General features: G+C 56.2%; 12 protein-coding genes. 5 read left to right on the top strand and 7 right to left on the bottom strand.

The window, feature by feature from the left end:
* Positions 1 to 17: 17 nt before the first annotated feature.
* The 3 genes from ACQ66Q_RS12325 to ACQ66Q_RS12315 are packed head-to-tail and all read right to left on the bottom strand — an operon-like array spanning position 18 to position 3845.
* Complete coding sequence (locus tag ACQ66Q_RS12325; RefSeq protein WP_430457081.1) at positions 18 to 2450, bottom strand: diguanylate cyclase domain-containing protein; 2433 nt, start codon at positions 2448 to 2450, stop codon at positions 18 to 20.
* Positions 2443 to 2883, bottom strand: a complete 441-nt coding sequence (locus ACQ66Q_RS12320) for a nucleoside deaminase (RefSeq protein WP_430457080.1) — start codon at positions 2881 to 2883, stop codon at positions 2443 to 2445. The genes ACQ66Q_RS12325 and ACQ66Q_RS12320 overlap by 8 nt, the downstream gene beginning before the upstream one ends.
* Before the next feature lie 53 nt (positions 2884 to 2936).
* Positions 2937 to 3845: a LysR family transcriptional regulator gene (locus tag ACQ66Q_RS12315; RefSeq protein WP_430457079.1), complete on the bottom strand. Its 909-nt coding sequence runs from the start codon at positions 3843 to 3845 to the stop codon at positions 2937 to 2939.
* A 116-nt stretch (positions 3846 to 3961) separates the two neighbouring features.
* Here ACQ66Q_RS12315 and ACQ66Q_RS12310 point away from each other — a divergent pair, with 116 nt between their 5' ends.
* Positions 3962 to 4720, top strand: coding sequence for an SDR family NAD(P)-dependent oxidoreductase (locus tag ACQ66Q_RS12310; RefSeq protein ID WP_430457078.1), 759 nt, complete (start codon positions 3962 to 3964; stop codon positions 4718 to 4720).
* Here ACQ66Q_RS12310 and ACQ66Q_RS12305 read toward each other — a convergent pair.
* Positions 4652 to 7012 (bottom strand): exonuclease domain-containing protein, encoded by a 2361-nt coding sequence (locus tag ACQ66Q_RS12305; protein ID WP_430457077.1) that lies wholly within the window; start codon positions 7010 to 7012, stop codon positions 4652 to 4654. The two genes, ACQ66Q_RS12310 and ACQ66Q_RS12305, sit on opposite strands and share 69 nt — an antisense overlap.
* A 207-nt stretch (positions 7013 to 7219) precedes the next feature.
* Between ACQ66Q_RS12305 and ACQ66Q_RS12300 the strand changes: the two genes are divergently transcribed.
* From ACQ66Q_RS12300 to ACQ66Q_RS12285, 4 genes are read left to right on the top strand one after another with little or no spacing between them, the layout of a single operon-like run.
* On the top strand, positions 7220 to 8458 hold the full coding sequence (locus ACQ66Q_RS12300) for an efflux RND transporter periplasmic adaptor subunit (RefSeq protein WP_430457076.1): 1239 nt from the start codon (positions 7220 to 7222) through the stop codon (positions 8456 to 8458).
* Between the two features lie 12 nt (positions 8459 to 8470).
* On the top strand, positions 8471 to 11596 hold the full coding sequence (locus ACQ66Q_RS12295) for an efflux RND transporter permease subunit (RefSeq protein ID WP_430457075.1): 3126 nt from the start codon (positions 8471 to 8473) through the stop codon (positions 11594 to 11596).
* 10 nt (positions 11597 to 11606) lie between these two features.
* A complete protein-coding gene (locus ACQ66Q_RS12290; protein WP_430457074.1) occupies positions 11607 to 13070 on the top strand; it encodes an efflux transporter outer membrane subunit in 1464 nt (487 codons plus the stop codon).
* Between the two features lie 22 nt (positions 13071 to 13092).
* Entirely contained in the window at positions 13093 to 13704 is a 612-nt protein-coding gene (locus ACQ66Q_RS12285) for a TetR/AcrR family transcriptional regulator (RefSeq protein WP_430457073.1), read from the top strand.
* Between the two features lie 35 nt (positions 13705 to 13739).
* Here the strand turns inward: ACQ66Q_RS12285 and ACQ66Q_RS12280 are convergent, their stop codons facing one another.
* From ACQ66Q_RS12280 to ACQ66Q_RS12270, 3 genes are read right to left on the bottom strand one after another with little or no spacing between them, the layout of a single operon-like run.
* Positions 13740 to 14549, bottom strand: coding sequence for a hypothetical protein (locus ACQ66Q_RS12280; protein ID WP_430457072.1), 810 nt, complete (start codon positions 14547 to 14549; stop codon positions 13740 to 13742).
* A complete protein-coding gene (gene glpK / locus ACQ66Q_RS12275) occupies positions 14549 to 16054 on the bottom strand; it encodes a glycerol kinase GlpK (protein WP_430457071.1) in 1506 nt (501 codons plus the stop codon). Before glpK ends, ACQ66Q_RS12280 begins: the two co-directional genes overlap by 1 nt.
* Positions 16055 to 16071: 17 nt before the next feature.
* Positions 16072 to 18369 (bottom strand): patatin-like phospholipase family protein, encoded by a 2298-nt coding sequence (locus tag ACQ66Q_RS12270; protein WP_430457070.1) that lies wholly within the window; start codon positions 18367 to 18369, stop codon positions 16072 to 16074.
* Between the last annotated feature and the right edge of the window lie 182 nt (positions 18370 to 18551).

Genomic DNA, 18551 nt, shown 5'->3' with positions numbered 1-18551 from the left:
GCGCCACCAAGGACGATTTATCGGCCCTGGTGGCGCTGTTGTTTCTGCTGATACATCCGCTCGTCCGCGACGCGGATCAGTTGGTCAGCATCTGATCCGTCATCCGGAAACAGCGCCTGACCAATGCTGCAGCCGATCTGCACTGTTGCCATGCTCAGCACAAAAGGTTGCACCAATGCTGCGGTGATTTTCGCCGCGACTGTGCTGACTTCCAATGGCGACTCCAGCTGTGGCAGTAAGACGACAAATTCATCGCCACCGAGCCGCGCCACTGTGTCCGATGCCCGCAATGATTTGCGTAAAGCTTCCCCGGTCGCTTTCAGTAACTCGTCTCCGGCCGCATGCCCATATTCATCATTAACCGGCTTAAATTTGTTCAAATCGAGCAGCAATACTGCCAACTGACGCTGATGCCGGCTGCAATAGGTCAGCGCCTGGTGCAGCCTATCCATAAACAACGCCCGGTTCGGCAAGCCGGTCAGGCTGTCGTGCTGCGCCAGATAACGCATTTGCTGCTCAGCTTTGCGCCGTTCGGTCAAATCGCGCGCGACCCCGACCACACCGATAAATTCGCCGGCTTCATTGTAGATCCCACCGGTTTTCACTTCGCTCCAGACAGTCCCGCCATCTTTATGCGGCTGCTCTAAATCGGCAACAAATTCCGGATAAGGCTTACCGGCCGCGACCAGCGCACTGGCCTGGATCATTTGATTCCAGACCAGCTGTGCAGAATCCGGTGTCAGGGCCTCGGTTAAGTGCTGCTGCATCACTTCTTCAGCGGTGAAACCGCGCAGGCGTTGCACCGACGGACTGACATAATTGATATTGCCAACCAGATCCATCGTCCAAATCACATCGCTGGCATGATCCGTCAGCAGCCGGTGCCGTGCTTCACTCTGGCGCAAGGCTTCGCGGTCACGCTGACGCTCCAGACTAATCGCTATCAGCGAGCCAACATCGCCGAGTAATTCATAATCCTGCGTACTGAATTCGGGCTGTTGCCAGACCAGCAATACACCGGGGATCTGGCTGCAATCGCCTTGCAATGGAAAGGCACAAAACCGCAGCAGCCCTGCGGCCACACCGGTAAATTCCGGACTGGGATTGCCGAGCTGCGGCACCCGCAATAAATTCAGCCCGGGGATATCACAATCATTGTCAAACACCGCGATCCGTTGCTGCATATCGCTCCAGCCCGCAGCGCTCAGATCGATATGGATCAGGAGCGGTAGCTCTCCCCGCCGGTCCAGCAACAACAATGGATGAAAACCGCTGCGAAATTGCTGCAATTGCTGCAACACGCTGGTCAGCAGTTCATGTGGCGCAGTTTCGTCCCGTAGCATTTGTTGCAGGATCTGGCTGCGGGCATGTTGCCAGCCTTGTTGCTGGCGTTTTTGTTGCAGTAGCTGATGCAAGCGCCGATTGACCTGGGTGATATAGGCCAACAGCGCCAGCGCCAATAACAACCCCAGCAGCACCAGTAATGCAATCAGCACCCAGGTTAAATCGATTGGCGTCGACGCCTGATACAAAAAACCATCCAGATCCGGCACAGTGCTGAGCAATCCCTGCTGCTGATACACCGACGCGATATGCAGCCAACGCTCCGGATTAATATAACCAGGCTCAATTAAATCGGTCTGCAATAACGACTGCATCGCTGCCGCTTCGGCCAGTAACATGGCGCGGCTGCTACCCGTCGGATAGCGTTGCTGCATATATTCGATCACTTCCGCCGGATGCTGCATCGCATAGGACCAGCCACGCAAACTGGCGGCGCGGAATTTCTCCACCAGCTCCGGCTTTTTTTGCCAAAGCTTGTTGCTGGTGAACAGATTATCACCATAAAAATCGATGCCGGCACTGCGCGGGGTAAACTGATGATAAGGAATACCGGCTTGTTGCAGAATTAAAGGTTCATTACTGCTATAGGCAGAGATCGCAGCGACCTGGCCGTTAACCAAATCAGGCAATGAGGTGCGGTGTGCAATCAGCTGATAATCCTGTGCAGTCAGGCCTTCGCGGCTCAGATAGGCCTGTAGTTCCTCTGCGCCACTTTCCAGCATCACTTTCTGCCCACGCAGCGCCTGAATATCTGGGTCCGCAGCGGTTGGCCGCGACAGCAGCACCAACGCCGAGTGCTGAAACACGTTGGCCAGCAACCGTACTTGCTGGCCTTTGGCATAATCCAGTAACAAGCTGCTGGTGCCGACGCCAAACTGCGCCCGGCCTGCCATCACTTCGTCGAGTACTTTCAGGCCCGGAGTCGCCGCTACCAGCTCGACTTTTAACCCGGCCTGCGCGTAATAACCCTGTTGCTCCGCAGCGTAATAACCGGCGAACTGAAAGCCATGCTGCCACTTCAGCTGCAGCCGGATTTTTTCCGCAGCGAACAACAGCTCGGCCGGCCAACACAGTGCAAATAGGGCCCACAGCCAGCGGCTATTCACCGATATCCTCGAACCACAAGGCAGGACGTTCGGCAATAAATTGCTGCATCAAAGACTTACAGCGTTCATGCTGCAGATTGATCAGTTCAACGCCCCGGCTTTGCAAATAGGCTTCTGGCCCCTGAAAAGTCTGGTTCTCACCGATCACCACTTTCGGGATGCCATACAACAACACGGTGCCACTGCACATGTCACAGGGGGATAAAGTGGAATACAACACGGCGCGGCGGTAATCGGCAGCCTGCAGCCGGCCAGCATTTTCCAGACAGTCCATTTCGGCATGCAAAGTACAGCTGCTTTTTTGCACCCGCTGGTTGTGGCCCCGTCCGACGATTTTTCCGTCGATAACCAGCACAGATCCAATCGGAATGCCGCCTTCGGCCAGCCCCAGTTCCGCTTGTTCTATGGCCGCCTGCATAAATGGATCTGACATGTTGCGCTCCGCTGCTGAGTTCTGGTTAAGCCTGTGCCGTCAATGGCTTGCCGTCAAGGTTGCTGTAGCAAAGGCGTGATTAAATTCTGCAGCCACTGCAAAGCCCAGTGCAAACGTGGCGTCAGATGGCGCCGGTGTGGATACAACAGCCAGACCGGCATCGCCGGTTGCGGCAGCCCTGGCAACACTTCGACCAGCACCCCGCTGGCAAAGTAATGCTGCAAACCAAATCTGGGCGCCTGGATCAGACCGAGGCCTTGCAGGCACGCAGTCTCGTAACTGTCGGTATGATTGACCGTCACTGCGCCCGGTAAAGCAAAATACTGCAGCCGCTCGTGCTGTAAATAGGCCAATCCCGGGTCCTGTGCGCCAAAATGGCGGACATAATGCACCTGCTGGTGACCAGCCAAATCCGCCAGCTGCAACGGCGTACCAAACTGTGCCAGATAGGCCGGACTGGCCGCCAGTGTCAGCGGAGCGACACCAAGCTGTTTCGCCACCAGCCCTTCACTGTCAACACTGCCGATGCGCAGCACTAAATCAAAACCTTCGGCGACCAAATCCACTTTGCGATCGGTGCAGCTGATATCCAGTTGTAACTTTGGCTGCGCGGCCAGTGCCGCCGGCAACGCCGGGAGTATCAGTAACCGAGCGATCCCGGTCGGCAGATCAATCCGCAGTTTTCCACTCAGTTCGCCTTGTTGCGGCACAAAAAGCTGATTCAGCTGATCCAGCTCCGCCAGCAGCTCCACACATCGCGGATAAAACAACTGGCCGTCACTGGTCAGCTGCACTCTGCGGGTAGTGCGTGCCAGCAACCGGCAGCCCAGCTGAGTTTCGAGCTGACGCACCAGTGTCGAGACATAGGTATTCGACAGGCCCAGACTTTCCGCCGCCAGATGAAAACTTTTCAGTTCAGCAGTGCGGGCAAAGACCCGGTAAGCCAGTAGCAAATCCTGCACGCTGATTATCCTCATATAGCGAATAGTTTAAGCATTTTTAGTATATTTATTGGTGATTTGCTTATCAATACACTGCAGCTGTCGGTGGCACTTTCGCCCACCTGAAGGAGCAACAGATGAGCAATAAAATCGTTTTAATTACCGGCGCCAGCCGCGGTCTTGGTAAAAATGGGGCATTAAAACTGGCACAGGCTGGCTTTGATTTGATCCTGACTTATCAGCACAATGCATTGGAAGCTGAACAGGTTGCCGAGCAGGCACGGGAGCTGGGCCAGCGTGCCGTGGCGCTGCAACTGGACTTGGCGGCTCCGCACACGCTGCCCGATTTTGTCCGCCGGCTCAGCGAAACCCTGCAGTCGCGCTGGAATGGCCGCACACTGGGCGCGCTGATCCATAACGCCGGCATCGGCATCCATACGCCTTTTACCGAGACCAGCATGGCGCAGTTTGATCAGCTGCTGAATATCCATGTCAAAGGGCCGTATTTCCTCACCCAGCAGCTGTTACCGCTGTTGTCCGATAACGCCCGCATTCTGCATTTGTCGACCGGACTGACTCGCTTTGCCATCCCGGGTTACAGTGCTTATGCGATGATGAAAGGCGCAGTGGAAACCATGACATTGTATCTGGCGAAAGAACTGGCGCCGCGTGGCATCCGCGTCAATGTGCTGGCACCAGGGGCTATCGAAACCGATTTTGGTGGCGGCGCCGTGCGGGACAATCAGGCGATTAACCAATACTTGGCAGCCAACACTGCACTCGGCCGCGTCGGTCAGCCGGATGATATCGGTGCCGTAATGCGGTTATTACTCAGCGACGACGCCGGCTGGATCACCGCCCAGCGTATCGAAGCGTCCGGTGGCATGTTCCTCTGATGTAGCCATGGCCGGCGCACTGGCGGCTCTTTGCTGATTAATCAGCAATAACAATTCGGCCGTTGCGGCAGCATCGGCCAAAGCGCGATGGTGTTGCGTCAGCTTTATGCCAAAATGCGCCGTCAGATTGCCGAGGCTATAAGAGGTTAAGCCAGGGAAATAGCGCCGGCTTTCTACCACGGTACACAGCTGCGGTAACTGAAGCGCATAACCGCAGCGGGCCAATTCGGCGCGGATAAAACCATAATCAAAGCGCACATTGTGCGCAACAAAAATACAGCCTTGCAGCAGCTGCCAAAGCTCAGCGGCGATGTCACTGAACTCTGGCGCTGTAGCCACCATACTATCGGTGATGCCGGTGAGCTTACTGATAAAAGGCGGAATGCGCCGCTGTGGGTTAATCAGCGTTGAATAGCGCGCAATTTCGCGGCCATATTGCAGCTTGACCAGGCCAATTTCGGTCACCCGGTCGGTTCCGGCAGTGCCGCCGGTGGTTTCGACGTCGATCACGGCATAGATCCGCGCCGGGTCCAGCACCCACTGCACCCGCTCCAACCGCAACGAAAAGCCCTGATCGCGCAGGCTATAAAGCCGGCTTAACTGATTACGCCGTACACTGTCGCCCGGCGCTTTGATTTCAATAAACTGCAGGTCCTGCACCTGGCCAGCGCCATCGCTGTTGCCGTTTCCAGAGCCATCACGCCATAGCATTAAGTCCGGATAGCCACTGCTATGCCGGCGAAAATCCAACGCCATCTTGCGTAAGACCGCGGCCAAAGCACCAGTTGGCGCGCCCTGCACCAGCGCCAGCAGTGGTCGCGTCAATTCCGGATACCAGCTGAAAATTGCGTTCTGTTTGCCATAATGCCGGGTGCTTTGCGCCAGCAGATAACGGCAAGCGGCAGCTTTGTCGTTCAGCAGCATCAGCTGCGCCTCAATCGCTGCGCCATGGCGCTGATAAAACAGCGGCGTGGTTAAATCACGCGGCCGGCGTTCAAATTCGTTATAGATACTGCTGTCAGGCGCTTCGAATAACTGCGGCCACAGCAGCAAGCCAAACAAAGCCAGCCACAGGTTGTTTTCCAGATGTTCAGCCTGATAACCCTGCTGCCGGTAATAAAACAAGGCGCCTTGCTCGGGCGCGTTGGCCCAGAGTTCATCCAGCGGCAAAACGGCCGCTTGCTGCAGCAGATGGGTGGTTTCGGTGATACGGCTTTGCTTGAATACACGGCGGCTGAAATCCAGCGCCAGATAATATTCTTCGTCGCAACAAGGTTCAGTTTGCATTTGTGCCAGCAAGGCCTCGAGTTCGTCGCGCCGCCCAAGCTTGTGATACAGCCGCATCAGACGTTCCGACGCCGGATAGCCACCGCCGGCCAGATACCAGTGAATAGCGGTACCGACTTGCCCCAGCCGCTCCGCTTGACGGCCTAAAGCTTCACAAAGTTTCTCCCGCGCCAGTTCAGTGCGCTCATCCAGCGGTTCCGGCCATTGTGCTGACTGCGCCTGCCATTGCTGTAATTGCTCAGGGCTCAGCACACTGTTTTTCCGTGGCAGCGCCTCGCGTAAACCTGCTTTTAACCGGGCATAGGCATATGCAGCCTGCGCGGTCGGCACATCCAGAAAGCGCGCCTGATACAGTGGTTCACTGCGATCCGCTGCTCCCGCCGGTGCGGCACCAGCCTGGGCTTCAGCGCGCAGGCCACCGGTCGCCACCACGCCTAAATCCCGCAGCGTAAAGGCGGACAAATCGGTTTCAATCCGGCCAAAAAATAAAAACAATAAATACTGCAAGGCGTCGGTCCGGCGCAGCGCCAGCCAGTCGCCGCTTTGCGCCAGCCATGCGGGCTGCAATAACGCGGCGTCGGTCACGGCTTGTTGCAAGGTGGCTTTGTCAGCGGATTTTTTCGGTAATTGCGGCAGTTGGCCTTGTTGCAGCCCCAGCTGCAGCAAATCCCACAGCTGTTGTTTATTGGCTTTCAGTAACCAGTTGGCGAGATCAGCCTCTTGTTCCGGCCGCGCGGCAAAACCGCTTTGCAGCAACAGCGCGGCAGCGGCGGGCTGATCGCTGATTTCGTCATACTGCAGATCCGAAAGCGCAAACACGATGCCTTTGCGGCTGAGCATTCGCAGCCACAAGCGCCGGGCGTCCGGCGACAAAGCGCGATATTCGCCAATAAATTGCTGCTCCGCCGGCCCCAATAAGCCAGCATATTGCGCTTCCACGCGCGCCAGAAACTCAGCGAAATGCTGCAGATAATAATCCGGTGGCAATACAACAGGCGCAGGCATCAGCAGGTCCGTTCAGAAAAAACTTGTCTTACTGTAGCAAAATAAATACTGGATAAACAAACAGCATTTAGCAGTCATAGTCGCCAATCTGACAGTCCACCAACAAAAATCAGCGCAACCTTTACCCAATCCTGACAATGCTCCCCGTTGATTTTTTCACCGACCTTAATTAGAATGAACGTTCACTCTAATTTGGAGATCTTTCTGATGCAGCCTAATCGTCGTCACCTTCCGCTGCTGCAAAGCACTTTCACCCTGCTTGCCAGCGCGTTGTTCTTAACTGCCTGTGGCCAGCAAGCCCCTGCGGCACAAGGCGCTGGCCCTGGCGCCCCACAAGTGGGTGTCGTTACCCTGCAACCGCAGGACGTAACCTTAAGCCGCGAATTACCGGGCCGGGTTCAGGCCGCACAGATCGCAGAGATCCGGCCCCAAGTCAGCGGTATCGTGTTGGCGCGGCATTTCACTGAAGGCAGCCGGGTTGAAGCCGGCGCCACTTTGTATCAAATCGATCCGGCACCTTTTACTGCTGCATTGTTAAGCGCGCAAGCGGCCGAAGCCAGGGCCAAAGCCAATATCGCCAGCACGCAGGCCAAAGCCGAACGTTATCGCGAGCTGCTGAAAATCAAAGCGGTCAGCCGGCAGGATTTTGATGAAGCCGAAGCCACTTTTTTACAGGCCAAAGCCGATTTACAAAGCGCCAAAGCCCAGGTCAGCACAGCACAAATCAATCTGAATTACAGCAAAGTGCTGGCACCTATTGCCGGCCAGATCGGTAAATCGACGGTGACCACTGGCGCTTTAGTCAGTAGCGGCCAAAGCCAGGCACTGGCCACGGTCACGCAATTAGACCCGGTGTTTGTCGACCTGACACAGTCCAGCAGCGAACTGCTGGCGCTGAAGCAAGCACTGGCGAAAGGCGCAATCGGCGCCGCGACCAGCCAGACCGAAGTCAGCCTGAAACTGGAAGACGGTTCCGTCTATCCCCACAAAGGCACCCTGCAATTCGCTGAAGTGACGGTCAATCCGGATACCGGCTCTGTCACGTTGCGCGCCAGCTTCCCGAATCCGGACCAGCTGCTGCTGCCGGGTATGTATGTCCGCGCCACGGTGCAGGAAGGTCAGCAAGCGAACGCCATGCTGGTGCCGCAACGCGGCGTCAGCCGCAATGCCAAAGGTGAAGCCACGGCGCTGATCGTGGGCAAAGACGGCAAAGTGGAGCCGCGCGTGCTGCAAACCAACCGTACTGTCGGCAGCAATTGGTTAGTCACCGCCGGCTTACAGGCGGGCGATCAGCTGATTGTTGAAGGTCTGCAAAAAATCCGGCCCGGCGCTGTGGTGCAGGCAATACCGTCAACCTCCACTGCAGTCTCTTCTTCTGCAGTTTCTTCTTCTGCAGCCACGGCCAGCAAAGGTTCTGCTCCAGCAGCACCGGCCGCAGCCCGTTAAGCGAGGTTCCTGATGTCGCATTTCTTTATTAACAGACCGATTTTTGCCTGGGCGCTGGCGATCATGGTGATGCTGGCCGGTGTGCTGGCGATCCGTGCCCTGCCGGTCGCCCAGTATCCATCGATTGCGCCGCCGGCCATTAGTGTCAGCGCCAGTTATCCGGGTGCATCCGCCCGCACGCTGGAAGATACCGTCACGCAAGTGATTGAACAGAAAATGAAAGGGCTGGACGGCCTGATGTATATGTCGTCCACCTCGGAGTCCAGCGGTCAGGTCACACTGACACTGACGTTTAACGCCGAAACCGATCCGGATATTGCGCAGGTCCAGGTACAAAACAAACTGGCACTGGCAACACCATTGTTGCCGCAGGAAGTGCAGCGCCAGGGCGTCACCGTGGCAAAATCAGCCCGTAACTTTCTGATGGTGGTCGGTTTTGTTTCCGAAGACGGTAGCATGACCAACATCGACATCGGCGATTATGTCGCATCGAATGTGCAGGACATTATCTCGCGTGTCGAAGGTGTCGGCGAAGTCCAATTATTCGGTTCGCAATATGCGATGCGGATCTGGCTGGATCCGGCCAAGCTGCAGAATTTCAACCTGACGCCAGCCGATGTCAGTGCAGCCATTGTGGCGCAAAACGCCCAGGTGTCGGCAGGTCAGATTGGCGGTTTACCGGCGATGCAAGGCCAGCAGCTCAATGCAACCGTGACGGCACAAAGCCGGCTGCAAACGCCGGAACAGTTCCGCAATATTTTGCTGAAAAGCGCTGCCGATGGCAGCGTGGTACGGCTCAGTGATGTCGCGAACGTCGAGCTTGGCGGTGAAACCTACAATGTGGTCGCCCGCTACAATGGCAAACCGGCCTCAGGCATCGGCATTAAACTGGCGAGTGGCGCCAATGCACTGAATACCGCCGACGGCGTCAAACAGGCGCTGGCCGATTTAACGCCATTTTTCCCGGCTGGCCTCAAAGCGGTGGTGCCTTACGACACCACGCCTTTTGTCTCGCTGTCGATTGAAAAAGTGGTACACACACTGATTGAAGCCATAGTGCTGGTGTTCTTAGTGATGTATCTGTTTTTACAGAATTTCCGCGCCACGCTGATCCCGACTATTGCGGTGCCTGTGGTGTTGCTCGGTACCTTTGCCATCCTGTACGCCTTTGGCTATTCGATTAACACACTGACGATGTTTGCCATGGTGCTGGCGATTGGTTTGCTGGTCGACGATGCCATTGTCGTAGTGGAAAACGTTGAGCGCGTGATGACTGAAGAAAAACTGTCAGCGCTGGAAGCAACCCGCAAATCGATGGATGAAATCAAAGGCGCACTGGTCGGTATCGCCATGGTGCTGTCGGCGGTTTTTGTGCCGATGGCATTTTTTGGTGGTTCAACCGGCGTCATCTACCGGCAGTTTTCTATCACGCTGGTGTCCGCCATGGCCTTGTCGGTGCTGGTCGCCCTGGTATTGACGCCGGCGCTGTGCGCCACTTTGTTAAAACCCAGCCATGTGCATCAGCCGGGCTCGCTGGCCGGCCGGTTCTTCGGCGGCTTTAACCGTGGTTTTGATAAAACCAATCAGGGCACGCAAAGTTTTGTCGCCAAAATGATTGCGCAAAGCAAAAGATACCTGCTGGTGTACGGCCTGATTTTTGGCGGCCTGATCTATATCTTCAGCCAGTTACCTTCGGCGTTTTTACCGGACGAAGACCAGGGCATTTTGTTTAATCAGGTCGTGTTGCCAGCTGGCAGCACCACAGAGCAAACGCTGGGTGTCGTCGAAAAAATGGAGCAACACTTCCTTGTCGATCAACAGGAGGCGGTCAAATCGATTTTCACTGTGGCAGGTTTTAGTTTTGCCGGCTCCGGCCAAAATGCGGCTATCGGCTTTGTGAACCTGAAACACTGGGATGAGCGGCAAAGACCGGATTTATCCGTCGGCGCCGTCGCTGGCAAAGCCATGGGCTATTTCTCGACCATTAAAGAGGCATTTGTGTTTGCCTTCCCGCCGCCAGCGGTGGTAGAGCTCGGCACTGCCAATGGCTTTAACATCTATCTGCAGGACAGAGCAGGCCTTGGTCACGACCAGCTGCTGCAGGCACGCAATATGTTGCTCGGCATGGCCGCCAAAAGTCCGGTACTGGCTGGCGTACGGCCCAATGGCCAGGAAGATACCCCAGAGCTGAAACTCGACATTGATTTGGCCAAAGCCGAAGCGCTGGGGATCAGTCAGGCTGACATCAACAGCACGCTTGCTACCGCCTGGGGCAGCAGCTACGTCAATGATTTTATTGACCGTGGCCGGGTGAAAAAAGTCTTTCTGCAAGGTGCAGCCGACAGCCGGATGGCGCCGGAAGATCTGAATAAATGGTATGTCCGCAATGCCAAAGGTGACATGGTGCCATTCGCCGCCTTTGCCAGCAGCCACTGGAGCTACGGCTCGCCGCGGCTGGAGCGCTACAACGGCTTCTCCGCGATGGAAATTCAGGGCGCGGCGGCACCGGGTTACAGCACGGGTCAGGCGATGGCTGAAATGGAACAGCTGGTGAAACAGCTGCCACCAGGTGTTGGCTTTGAATGGACCGGTATTTCTTATCAGGAACGGTTAAGTGGTGGCCAGGCGCCGCTGCTGTATGCGCTGTCGTTGCTGGTGGTATTCCTCTGTCTGGCTGCGCTGTATGAGAGCTGGTCAGTTCCTGCCGCCGTGATGATGATTGTGCCGCTTGGCGTATTTGGTGCGGCATTGGCTGCGCTGGTCGGCCAGCTGTCCAACGACATCTACCTGCAGGTCGGGCTATTGACCACTATTGGTCTGGCGTCGAAAAACGCCATCCTGATCGTCGAATTTGCCATCGCCCGGATGGAACAAGGCCTGGGGCTGGTCGACGCGGCGATTGAAGCTGTGCGGTTACGGCTGCGGCCGATCCTGATGACGTCGATGGCTTTTATTTGTGGTGTCTTGCCACTGGCGATTGCTTCAAGCGCAGGCTCTGGCGCGCAAAACGCGCTCGGCATTTCGGTAATTGGTGGCACTTTAGCTTCCAGTATTCTGGCTGTGGTGTTTGTTCCGCTGTTTTTTGTGTTGGTGCGCCGGGTGTTCCCGGCCAAACCTGCCGCTGATACCCGGGGTTAAGGAGTTCGTTATGTTATTGAATCAGAACCAACGTCAGCGCGTCTGCTCGATCCACACGACCGATATCAGGCTGTCTGCGCTTAGTCTTTTGGTGTTGGCGTTGCTGACTGGTTGCTCTCTGGCTCCGGAGCTACCGCAAACATCTGCAGCAGTGCCGACGCAGTATGCGCAAGCGCCGCTCGGAACTCAGCACACCGCCGTACCGACCTGGCAGACATTTTTTCAGGATCCGCGGCTGCAGCAGCTGCTCACGCAGGCGCTGGCGCAAAACCAGGATCTACGTCTGGCCGTGCTGAATGTCGAACGCGTGCGGTCGTTGTATCAAATCACCGACAGCAACCGGTATCCGGCGCTGGACTTGTCAGCCAGTCAAAGCCGGCAGCGGTTGCCGGCAGATCTGAACCAAAGTGGCAGCGCATCAATCCAACAGCAGGCCAGCGTGACCGTCGGCAGCAGCTGGGAGTTGGATCTGTTCGGCAAAGTGCGGAATCAATCCGAACAGGCACTGCAGCAACTGTTTGCCAGTGAAGCGGCGCAGCAGGCCGCGACTGTCAGTCTGTTGTCTGAAGTGGCCGGCAGCTGGTACAGCTATGCCAGCAATCTGCAATTGCTGACGCTGGCACAACATAGCGCCGCCAGTTACCAGCAGAGCCTGCAGCTGACCGAGCGTAAAGTCGCGCTGGGCGCGGCATCAGAACTGACGCTGAGCCAGCAGCAAAGCCTGCTGGCAACCAGTCAGGCCGATATGGCGCGGTATCAGCGGCTGTTACAACGCGACCTGAACGCACTGCAGTTATTACTGGGCCAGCCGGATGCCGACCTGAGTAGTCTATTGCCAACAGCACAAGACCAGCTGACGCTGCCGGAGCTCGCGGCAGGCAGCCCGTCGCTGCTACTGACACAAAGGCCGGATATTCAGCAGGCTGAACATCAGCTCAAAGCGGCCAACGCCAATATCGGTGTGGCGCGGGCGGCGTTTTTCCCGTCGATCAGCCTGACCGCAAATGCCGGGACCGCATCCAATGAACTCAGTGGGTTGTTTGCCGGTGGTAGTGGCAGCTGGAGCTTCGTGCCAAATATCAGCCTGCCGATTTTTAATATGGGCCGCACCCAGGCTAACTTGCAGCTGGCCGAAACAGACCGTACTATCGCGCTCGAAACTTATCAGCAGAAGATCCTGCAGGCATTTCGCGATGTGTCTGACCAGCTGGCTGACAAAGCCGGTTATCAGGCACAGTTAAGTGCGCTGCACACGCTGGAACAGAGCAGTTTTCGCAGCAAGCAGCTCAGTCAGGCGCGGTTTGACGCCGGGGCCGACAGCTATTTGCAGCTGCTGGATGCCGAGCGCAGCTGGTATAGTGCGCGGCAACAGCTGACCAGTGCCCGTCTGAGCTATCAACAAGCCCAACTCGGCTTGTACAAAGCGCTCGGCGGTGGCTGGCAAAGCAGCACTACAGCGGTTCTGGCGCAGTAACCCTATAAGCGGAGGAAGCAAAATGAATACAAAAACCAGGCGGCAAGATCCCATGCTGGCGCAAAGCCGGCGGTTGCAGGTTTTGGACGCAGCTTCAGATTGCTTCCGCCGCCGCGGTTATCATGGTGCCGGCATGGCCGAGATCTCCAAAACCGCCGGCATGAGCCCGGGTCATATCTACAACTATTTCGACAGCAAAGACGCCATCATCGACGCCATTATCCAGCGTGATATGGAAGAGATGTTTTCGGTGTTTAACGGCTTTATGCAGGCAGAAGGGCCGCTGCTGGACGTGATGCTCGATGGCTGTGAAGACGGCGTCGACAAACATCTGGACGTAGAAAAAGCCGCGTTAAAGCTGGAAATGATTTCGGAAGCGGCGCGTAACGACAAAGTGGCGCTGTCACTGCAGGCCACCGACGTTGAAGCGCGCCGGCTGATGAAACAACTGCTGTGCCGTGAAGGTAGCCTGGTGCGTGACCTGTCGGACGAGGAGCTCGACAGCCGGGTCAGCGTGATATTTGCGCTGTTTGGCGGCCTGATGATCCGCCGGGTGCTGAATCCGCAGCTGGACCGTGACACCATTTTGATTGCGTTAAAACCGGTGATGCGCACGTTATTGACACCGTTTTAAGCGGTTCCAGCTGGCTGATGGATGCTGTCTGACATTCAGTCCTGCGCCAATAACACTTCCTGCTCCAAAAAACGTTTGCGCTGCAAAAACGCCTGCGCCAGGCCATACAGCTGATGCTGATCGGCCAGCTCAACCGCCCGTTGTAACTGGGCCTGATTTTTCGGTTCAGCGCGAAATCCATCCAGCCAGGCTGTTAAGTCCGGCGCGACGACAAATTGCACTTTGCTGCCATAACGTTTGCGCAAATGGTCAAATACTTCAAGGCCGGCGCTATCAAAATCAAAAGCACAATAAATCTGCTGATATTGCTCCAGCAAAGGGCTTAACAACGCAGAACCGATCCGGGAACCAGCCGCGAGCGCGACATCACAGCTGGTCAACGCGAAAGACTGCGCCAGCATCCTGCTGCAAAGTGCCAGCACTTGCGGATAACGGAAGAAGTTCTCTTCGTTTTCAATCAGTAACAAGGTTGGTTTTGGCGCGAAGCCAAGGCTCAGTTGTGCTAATCCGTCGCCTGCCGCGCTGCCGGCCGCCAGCACCAGATCCGGTCTTGGGCCGGTACAGGCTTGGTGATACAGCAGCAGGTAACAATGTGAAGTCTGCACCCGGTGTGAGTCGCCCTGCAGGCTGGCCGTCACCCGATCAACGGGCGCTCCGGCACTTTGCAGCAGGGCCTGAAATAACGCGGCATCGGCAATACTGACCTGCCACTTGCCGGCGCCACTGGCTTTGACTTTAAACAGCTCAGTGCGGCGCTGATAATACGCCGGCGGCAGCAGCGCCAATAATTTCTGATAATTAACCGCTTTACCTTGCTGCACATTTTGCAGATATTTCAATAACATCAGTGTGTCTCTGTCGCAAGTAAACAGGCCACAGCACGCTGCCAGCCCGCCAGTAATTCTGCCCGTTGACCGGCGCTTAAATTCGGATAAAACCAGGATTCAGCCCGCACCAAATCCGGCAATGCATCCAGATCGGCATACCAGCCAAGCTGAATACCGCCCAATAAGGCCACACCAAACGCGGTGGTTTCGGTCTGTAAGGGTCGCATCACATTGATATCTAACACGTTTGCCAGAAACTGACAGAACCAGCTGTTGTTGACCATGCCACCATCCACCTGCAGGCTTAACAAAGCAGCACCATCGGCACGCATTGCCTGTAATAAATCAGCGGTCTGGTACGCCACGGCTTCCAACACCGCACGGGCCAGCTGGGCTTTGCCGGTACCGAGTGTTAAGCCGGACCACTGTGCTTTCAGCTCTGGCCGCCAATACGGTGCGCCAAGACCGGTGAAAGCGGGCACCAGATAAACACCGCCATTGTCAGTCAGACTGGCCGCCAGCGTTTCCGTTTCTGCCGCATCGGCGATCAGGCCGAGTTGATCACGCAGCCATTTCACTGCGGCGCCGGCGACAAAAATCGAGCCTTCCAGTGCATATTGGGTCTGGCCCTGCACGGTACAGGCCACAGTGCTGAGCAGCTGATGTTTGGACTGCAATAAATGTTCACCGGTATTCAACAGCGCAAAACAGCCGGTGCCATAAGTACTTTTTAAACCGCCAGCCCGCACGCAGCCCTGACCGATCGCTGCGGCCTGCTGATCGCCAGCCAAGGCCACAATCGGCAACTCGCGGCCAAACCAGTGTGCGTCAGTGCAGCCATAGTCGTCGGCGCTTTGCCGGACCTGTGGCAGAATTTGCGCGGGGATGTCAAATAGCTCGAGTAATTCAGCGTCCCATTGCAACTGCTGAATGCCAAACAACAAAGTGCGGCTGGCATTGGTGGTATCAGTGGCATGAATACGACCACGCGTCAGCCGCCACAGGATAAAACTGTCAACAGTGCCAAACGCCAGCTCCCCTTGCTCTGCCGCCAGACGCAGCGCCGGATCCTGCAATAACCAGTTCAGCTTGGAGGCGGAAAAATACGGATCCAGACACAAACCGGTGCGGCTGCTCACCCAGGCCTGATGGCCACGTTGTTGCAGCAGCTGGCAATATTGCAGTGTGCGCCGGTCTTGCCAGACAATCGCCGGTGCCACCACCTCCCCACTGTCACGCCGCCATAACAAGGTTGTTTCGCGTTGATTGGTGATGCCAATGCCACAGACTTTCAGCTGCAAGCTGTCGGCCTTGGCCAGCACTTCGCGACACACGGTCAGCACCGATAGCCACAGTGCTTCGGCATCCTGCTCAACCCAGCCACTTTGCGGATAATCACAGGCCAGTTCCTGCTGGGCTTGCGCCCGCACCACGCCATTGCGGTCAAATAACATGGCGCGGCTGGACGACGTTCCCTGATCTATAGCCAGGATCACGTCCTGTGTTGATTTGCCGTCTGTCACTCTTTTCACTCCTCAGGTTAGAAGGTTTGCCCTAATGACAGATAAAACCGGTATGGCTGATCGGCTGCTGTCGAGTCAGCCTGACCATAACCCAGGTACAGCGGCCCAAATGGGCTGTCCCAGCCGGCAAAAATACTACCGGCCCAAATCCAGTCATCGACCTGCACATCGCGCACTGCGCTGAACCGCGACTGCCGCACCAGCCCCCGCTCCAGCGACGTTCCCAGATAAAATGGCGCTTTAAACAGGCTGAGGCGGGACTCTGGCCACTGATACTGATAGACCAGGCTGGCAAACTGAATTTCGGAGCCGAACAAAAAGTTCTTCGGATAACCCGACAGGTTCAGCAAACCGCCCAGCGAAAACTGATCGAGCTCAACCAGATTATTCGGACCATCGACCCGGTCAAACCGCAGCCGGCCGCGCAAAATATGCGACTGCCACTGGCGCGCCGCCTGCGCCTGTAAACCATACGACTGGCTTTGACTGCGCACGGACAGGTAGTCATCATTCAGGTGCTGCCAGTTGGCGTCAACCCGCACACCACGACTGGGGAAACTGCGACTGTTCAGCGTGTCGTAACTCAGTTGCATATTGGTGCCGCGGCGTAAATATGGCAGACGATCAAACGGCAGTTGTTGCGCCAGCACAGCGGGCAGACGGAAACGCCCGTCCCGACGCTGTAATCCAACCGAGATCTGCAACGGGTCGATCGGTTCCCAGCCCAATGCGGCGCGTAAAGTCAGCTCACGCTGATTTAATTCACCGCCGGAGCGCCCGGCATCATCTTCCAGACTAAATACAGTGCGGCTTTGCTCTATCTGCAGCTCGCTGTAAAAACCGGACAATCCAAGTGGCCAGTACAAAGTGCTGGCCAGCTGCTTATCGGTACCCAACGCCACGACATTTTGCAGTTCAGCGCCATAGGCCGATAAGCCGGTCCACAGATAGGACGCGGCCAGCTGATAGTTATGGGTATTTTCAAAATCGTCTTCCAGCGCAAACCGGAAGTTCAGATAAGCAGGTCCCCAGCTTTTAGCTTCTGCTTTTAATAAAAGCCGTTGTTTGCCTTCAGCATCTTGCTGCAACGTGCTGCTGACACGCTCCAGCATATCGAGACCATAAATACGCCGGACACCTTGCTGCAAAGTTTGTAACGACACCGGTTGCTGCAATGGCAGATTTAAGCGCTGCAACAGCAACTGGTCATCGAGCGCGGTATGATTTTCCAGCGCCACGCCTGTCAGTTCGATCTGCTGTGGCTTGGTCACACGCTGATGTTGCCATGCCGCATACAAGGCCGGCTGGCTGAGGCGTCCAAGCGCGGTACGGGCCGCCGTGACAGCAACCTGCCCGGCTGCGATGGCCTGCGGCATTTTATCAAAATCCAGCGTACCCACAGTTTTCAGCTGCGGCTGGATCAGCACATCAGCGGGCCCCAATAGTGCCAGCTGCCGGCTGACCGCTTCTGCCACCAGAAAGTTGGTCAGTTGCTCAGTGATCGCCATCGCACTGTTTAACTCGTTGCCAGCCAGCAATGGCGAGTCAATCGACACCGCAATGACGTGCTGGGCCCCTAAAGCCTTGGCCACACTGATCGGCAAATTGTTAGCCACGCCACCATCGACCAGCAGGTGATTTTGCAACATCATCGGCCGCACCACACCTGGAATGGACATCGACGCCTGGACCGCATGCAGCAAATTGCCATGACTCAGCACCACAGCTTCACGATTGGTTAAATCAGTGGCAACGGCACGAAACGGCACGGCCAGCTGATCAAAACTGCTGAGCTCCGGCACCAGGCCGTACGCGCGCTGCAACAATCCCGCCATCGCCTGACCATGCAGCACGCCTTTGGGCACACGCAAACCTTCCGGGCCAACGCCTAAATCCAGGTTGATCGGAAATTGATCGCGTTGGTCTTTGCGCCGCGCCGGCACTTCATCCCGCTCCACCCGGTCACGAAAACCATCACTCCACGGCAGTTCTAACAACAGTTTTTCAATCTCGGCCGGCGTTTTACCCTGCGCATACAAGCCACCGACAAAAGCGCCGATGCTGGTGCCGACAATTAAATCCACCGGGATTTGCTGCGCTTCGAGTTGGCGTAATACCGCCAGATGGGCGCCGCCCCGTGCGCCGCCGCCGCCAAGCACCAGCGCCACACAGGGCCGGTGTTGCACTCTGGCACAGGGACTGGCAGCCGCTTGATTGGCCGAATGTTCAGCCGATGATTCAGCCGATTGTTCCGCTGCTGCAACCTGGTGTGCCAGCAACATGATCCCTAGCATCAACCCGCGGACTGCCATCATCTGTCCTTTCTCCTGTCGCAGTTGCACCAGTACAAGCTATTGATAAAAACTAAGATTTAAAATACCTGCGTTAAAAATCTGCTGAGCAGTGTAAATAAATTTTTCAAAATTTTCCTGTTCTCAGATCAACAGCTTAGCTTAAAAAAGTGTCAGGTTACTTTACAGTTGCTGTAATGTTTTCT

The organism is Rheinheimera sp. (assembly GCF_965283995.1).
Taxonomy (GTDB): domain Bacteria; phylum Pseudomonadota; class Gammaproteobacteria; order Enterobacterales; family Alteromonadaceae; genus Pararheinheimera.
This window is presented reverse-complemented; position numbering and strand designations above follow the sequence as displayed.

Coding starts and splice junctions, on each gene's coding strand:
- ACQ66Q_RS12320 (WP_430457080.1), bottom strand. CDS start 2,883: ATGTCAGATCCATTTATGCAGGCGGCCATAGAACAAGCGGAACTGGGG.
- ACQ66Q_RS12310 (WP_430457078.1), top strand. CDS start 3,962: ATGAGCAATAAAATCGTTTTAATTACCGGCGCCAGCCGCGGTCTTGGT.
- ACQ66Q_RS12305 (WP_430457077.1), bottom strand. CDS start 7,012: ATGCCTGCGCCTGTTGTATTGCCACCGGATTATTATCTGCAGCATTTC.
- ACQ66Q_RS12300 (WP_430457076.1), top strand. CDS start 7,220: ATGCAGCCTAATCGTCGTCACCTTCCGCTGCTGCAAAGCACTTTCACC.
- ACQ66Q_RS12295 (WP_430457075.1), top strand. CDS start 8,471: ATGTCGCATTTCTTTATTAACAGACCGATTTTTGCCTGGGCGCTGGCG.
- ACQ66Q_RS12290 (WP_430457074.1), top strand. CDS start 11,607: ATGTTATTGAATCAGAACCAACGTCAGCGCGTCTGCTCGATCCACACG.
- ACQ66Q_RS12285 (WP_430457073.1), top strand. CDS start 13,093: ATGAATACAAAAACCAGGCGGCAAGATCCCATGCTGGCGCAAAGCCGG.
- ACQ66Q_RS12280 (WP_430457072.1), bottom strand. CDS start 14,549: ATGTTATTGAAATATCTGCAAAATGTGCAGCAAGGTAAAGCGGTTAAT.
- ACQ66Q_RS12270 (WP_430457070.1), bottom strand. CDS start 18,369: ATGATGGCAGTCCGCGGGTTGATGCTAGGGATCATGTTGCTGGCACAC.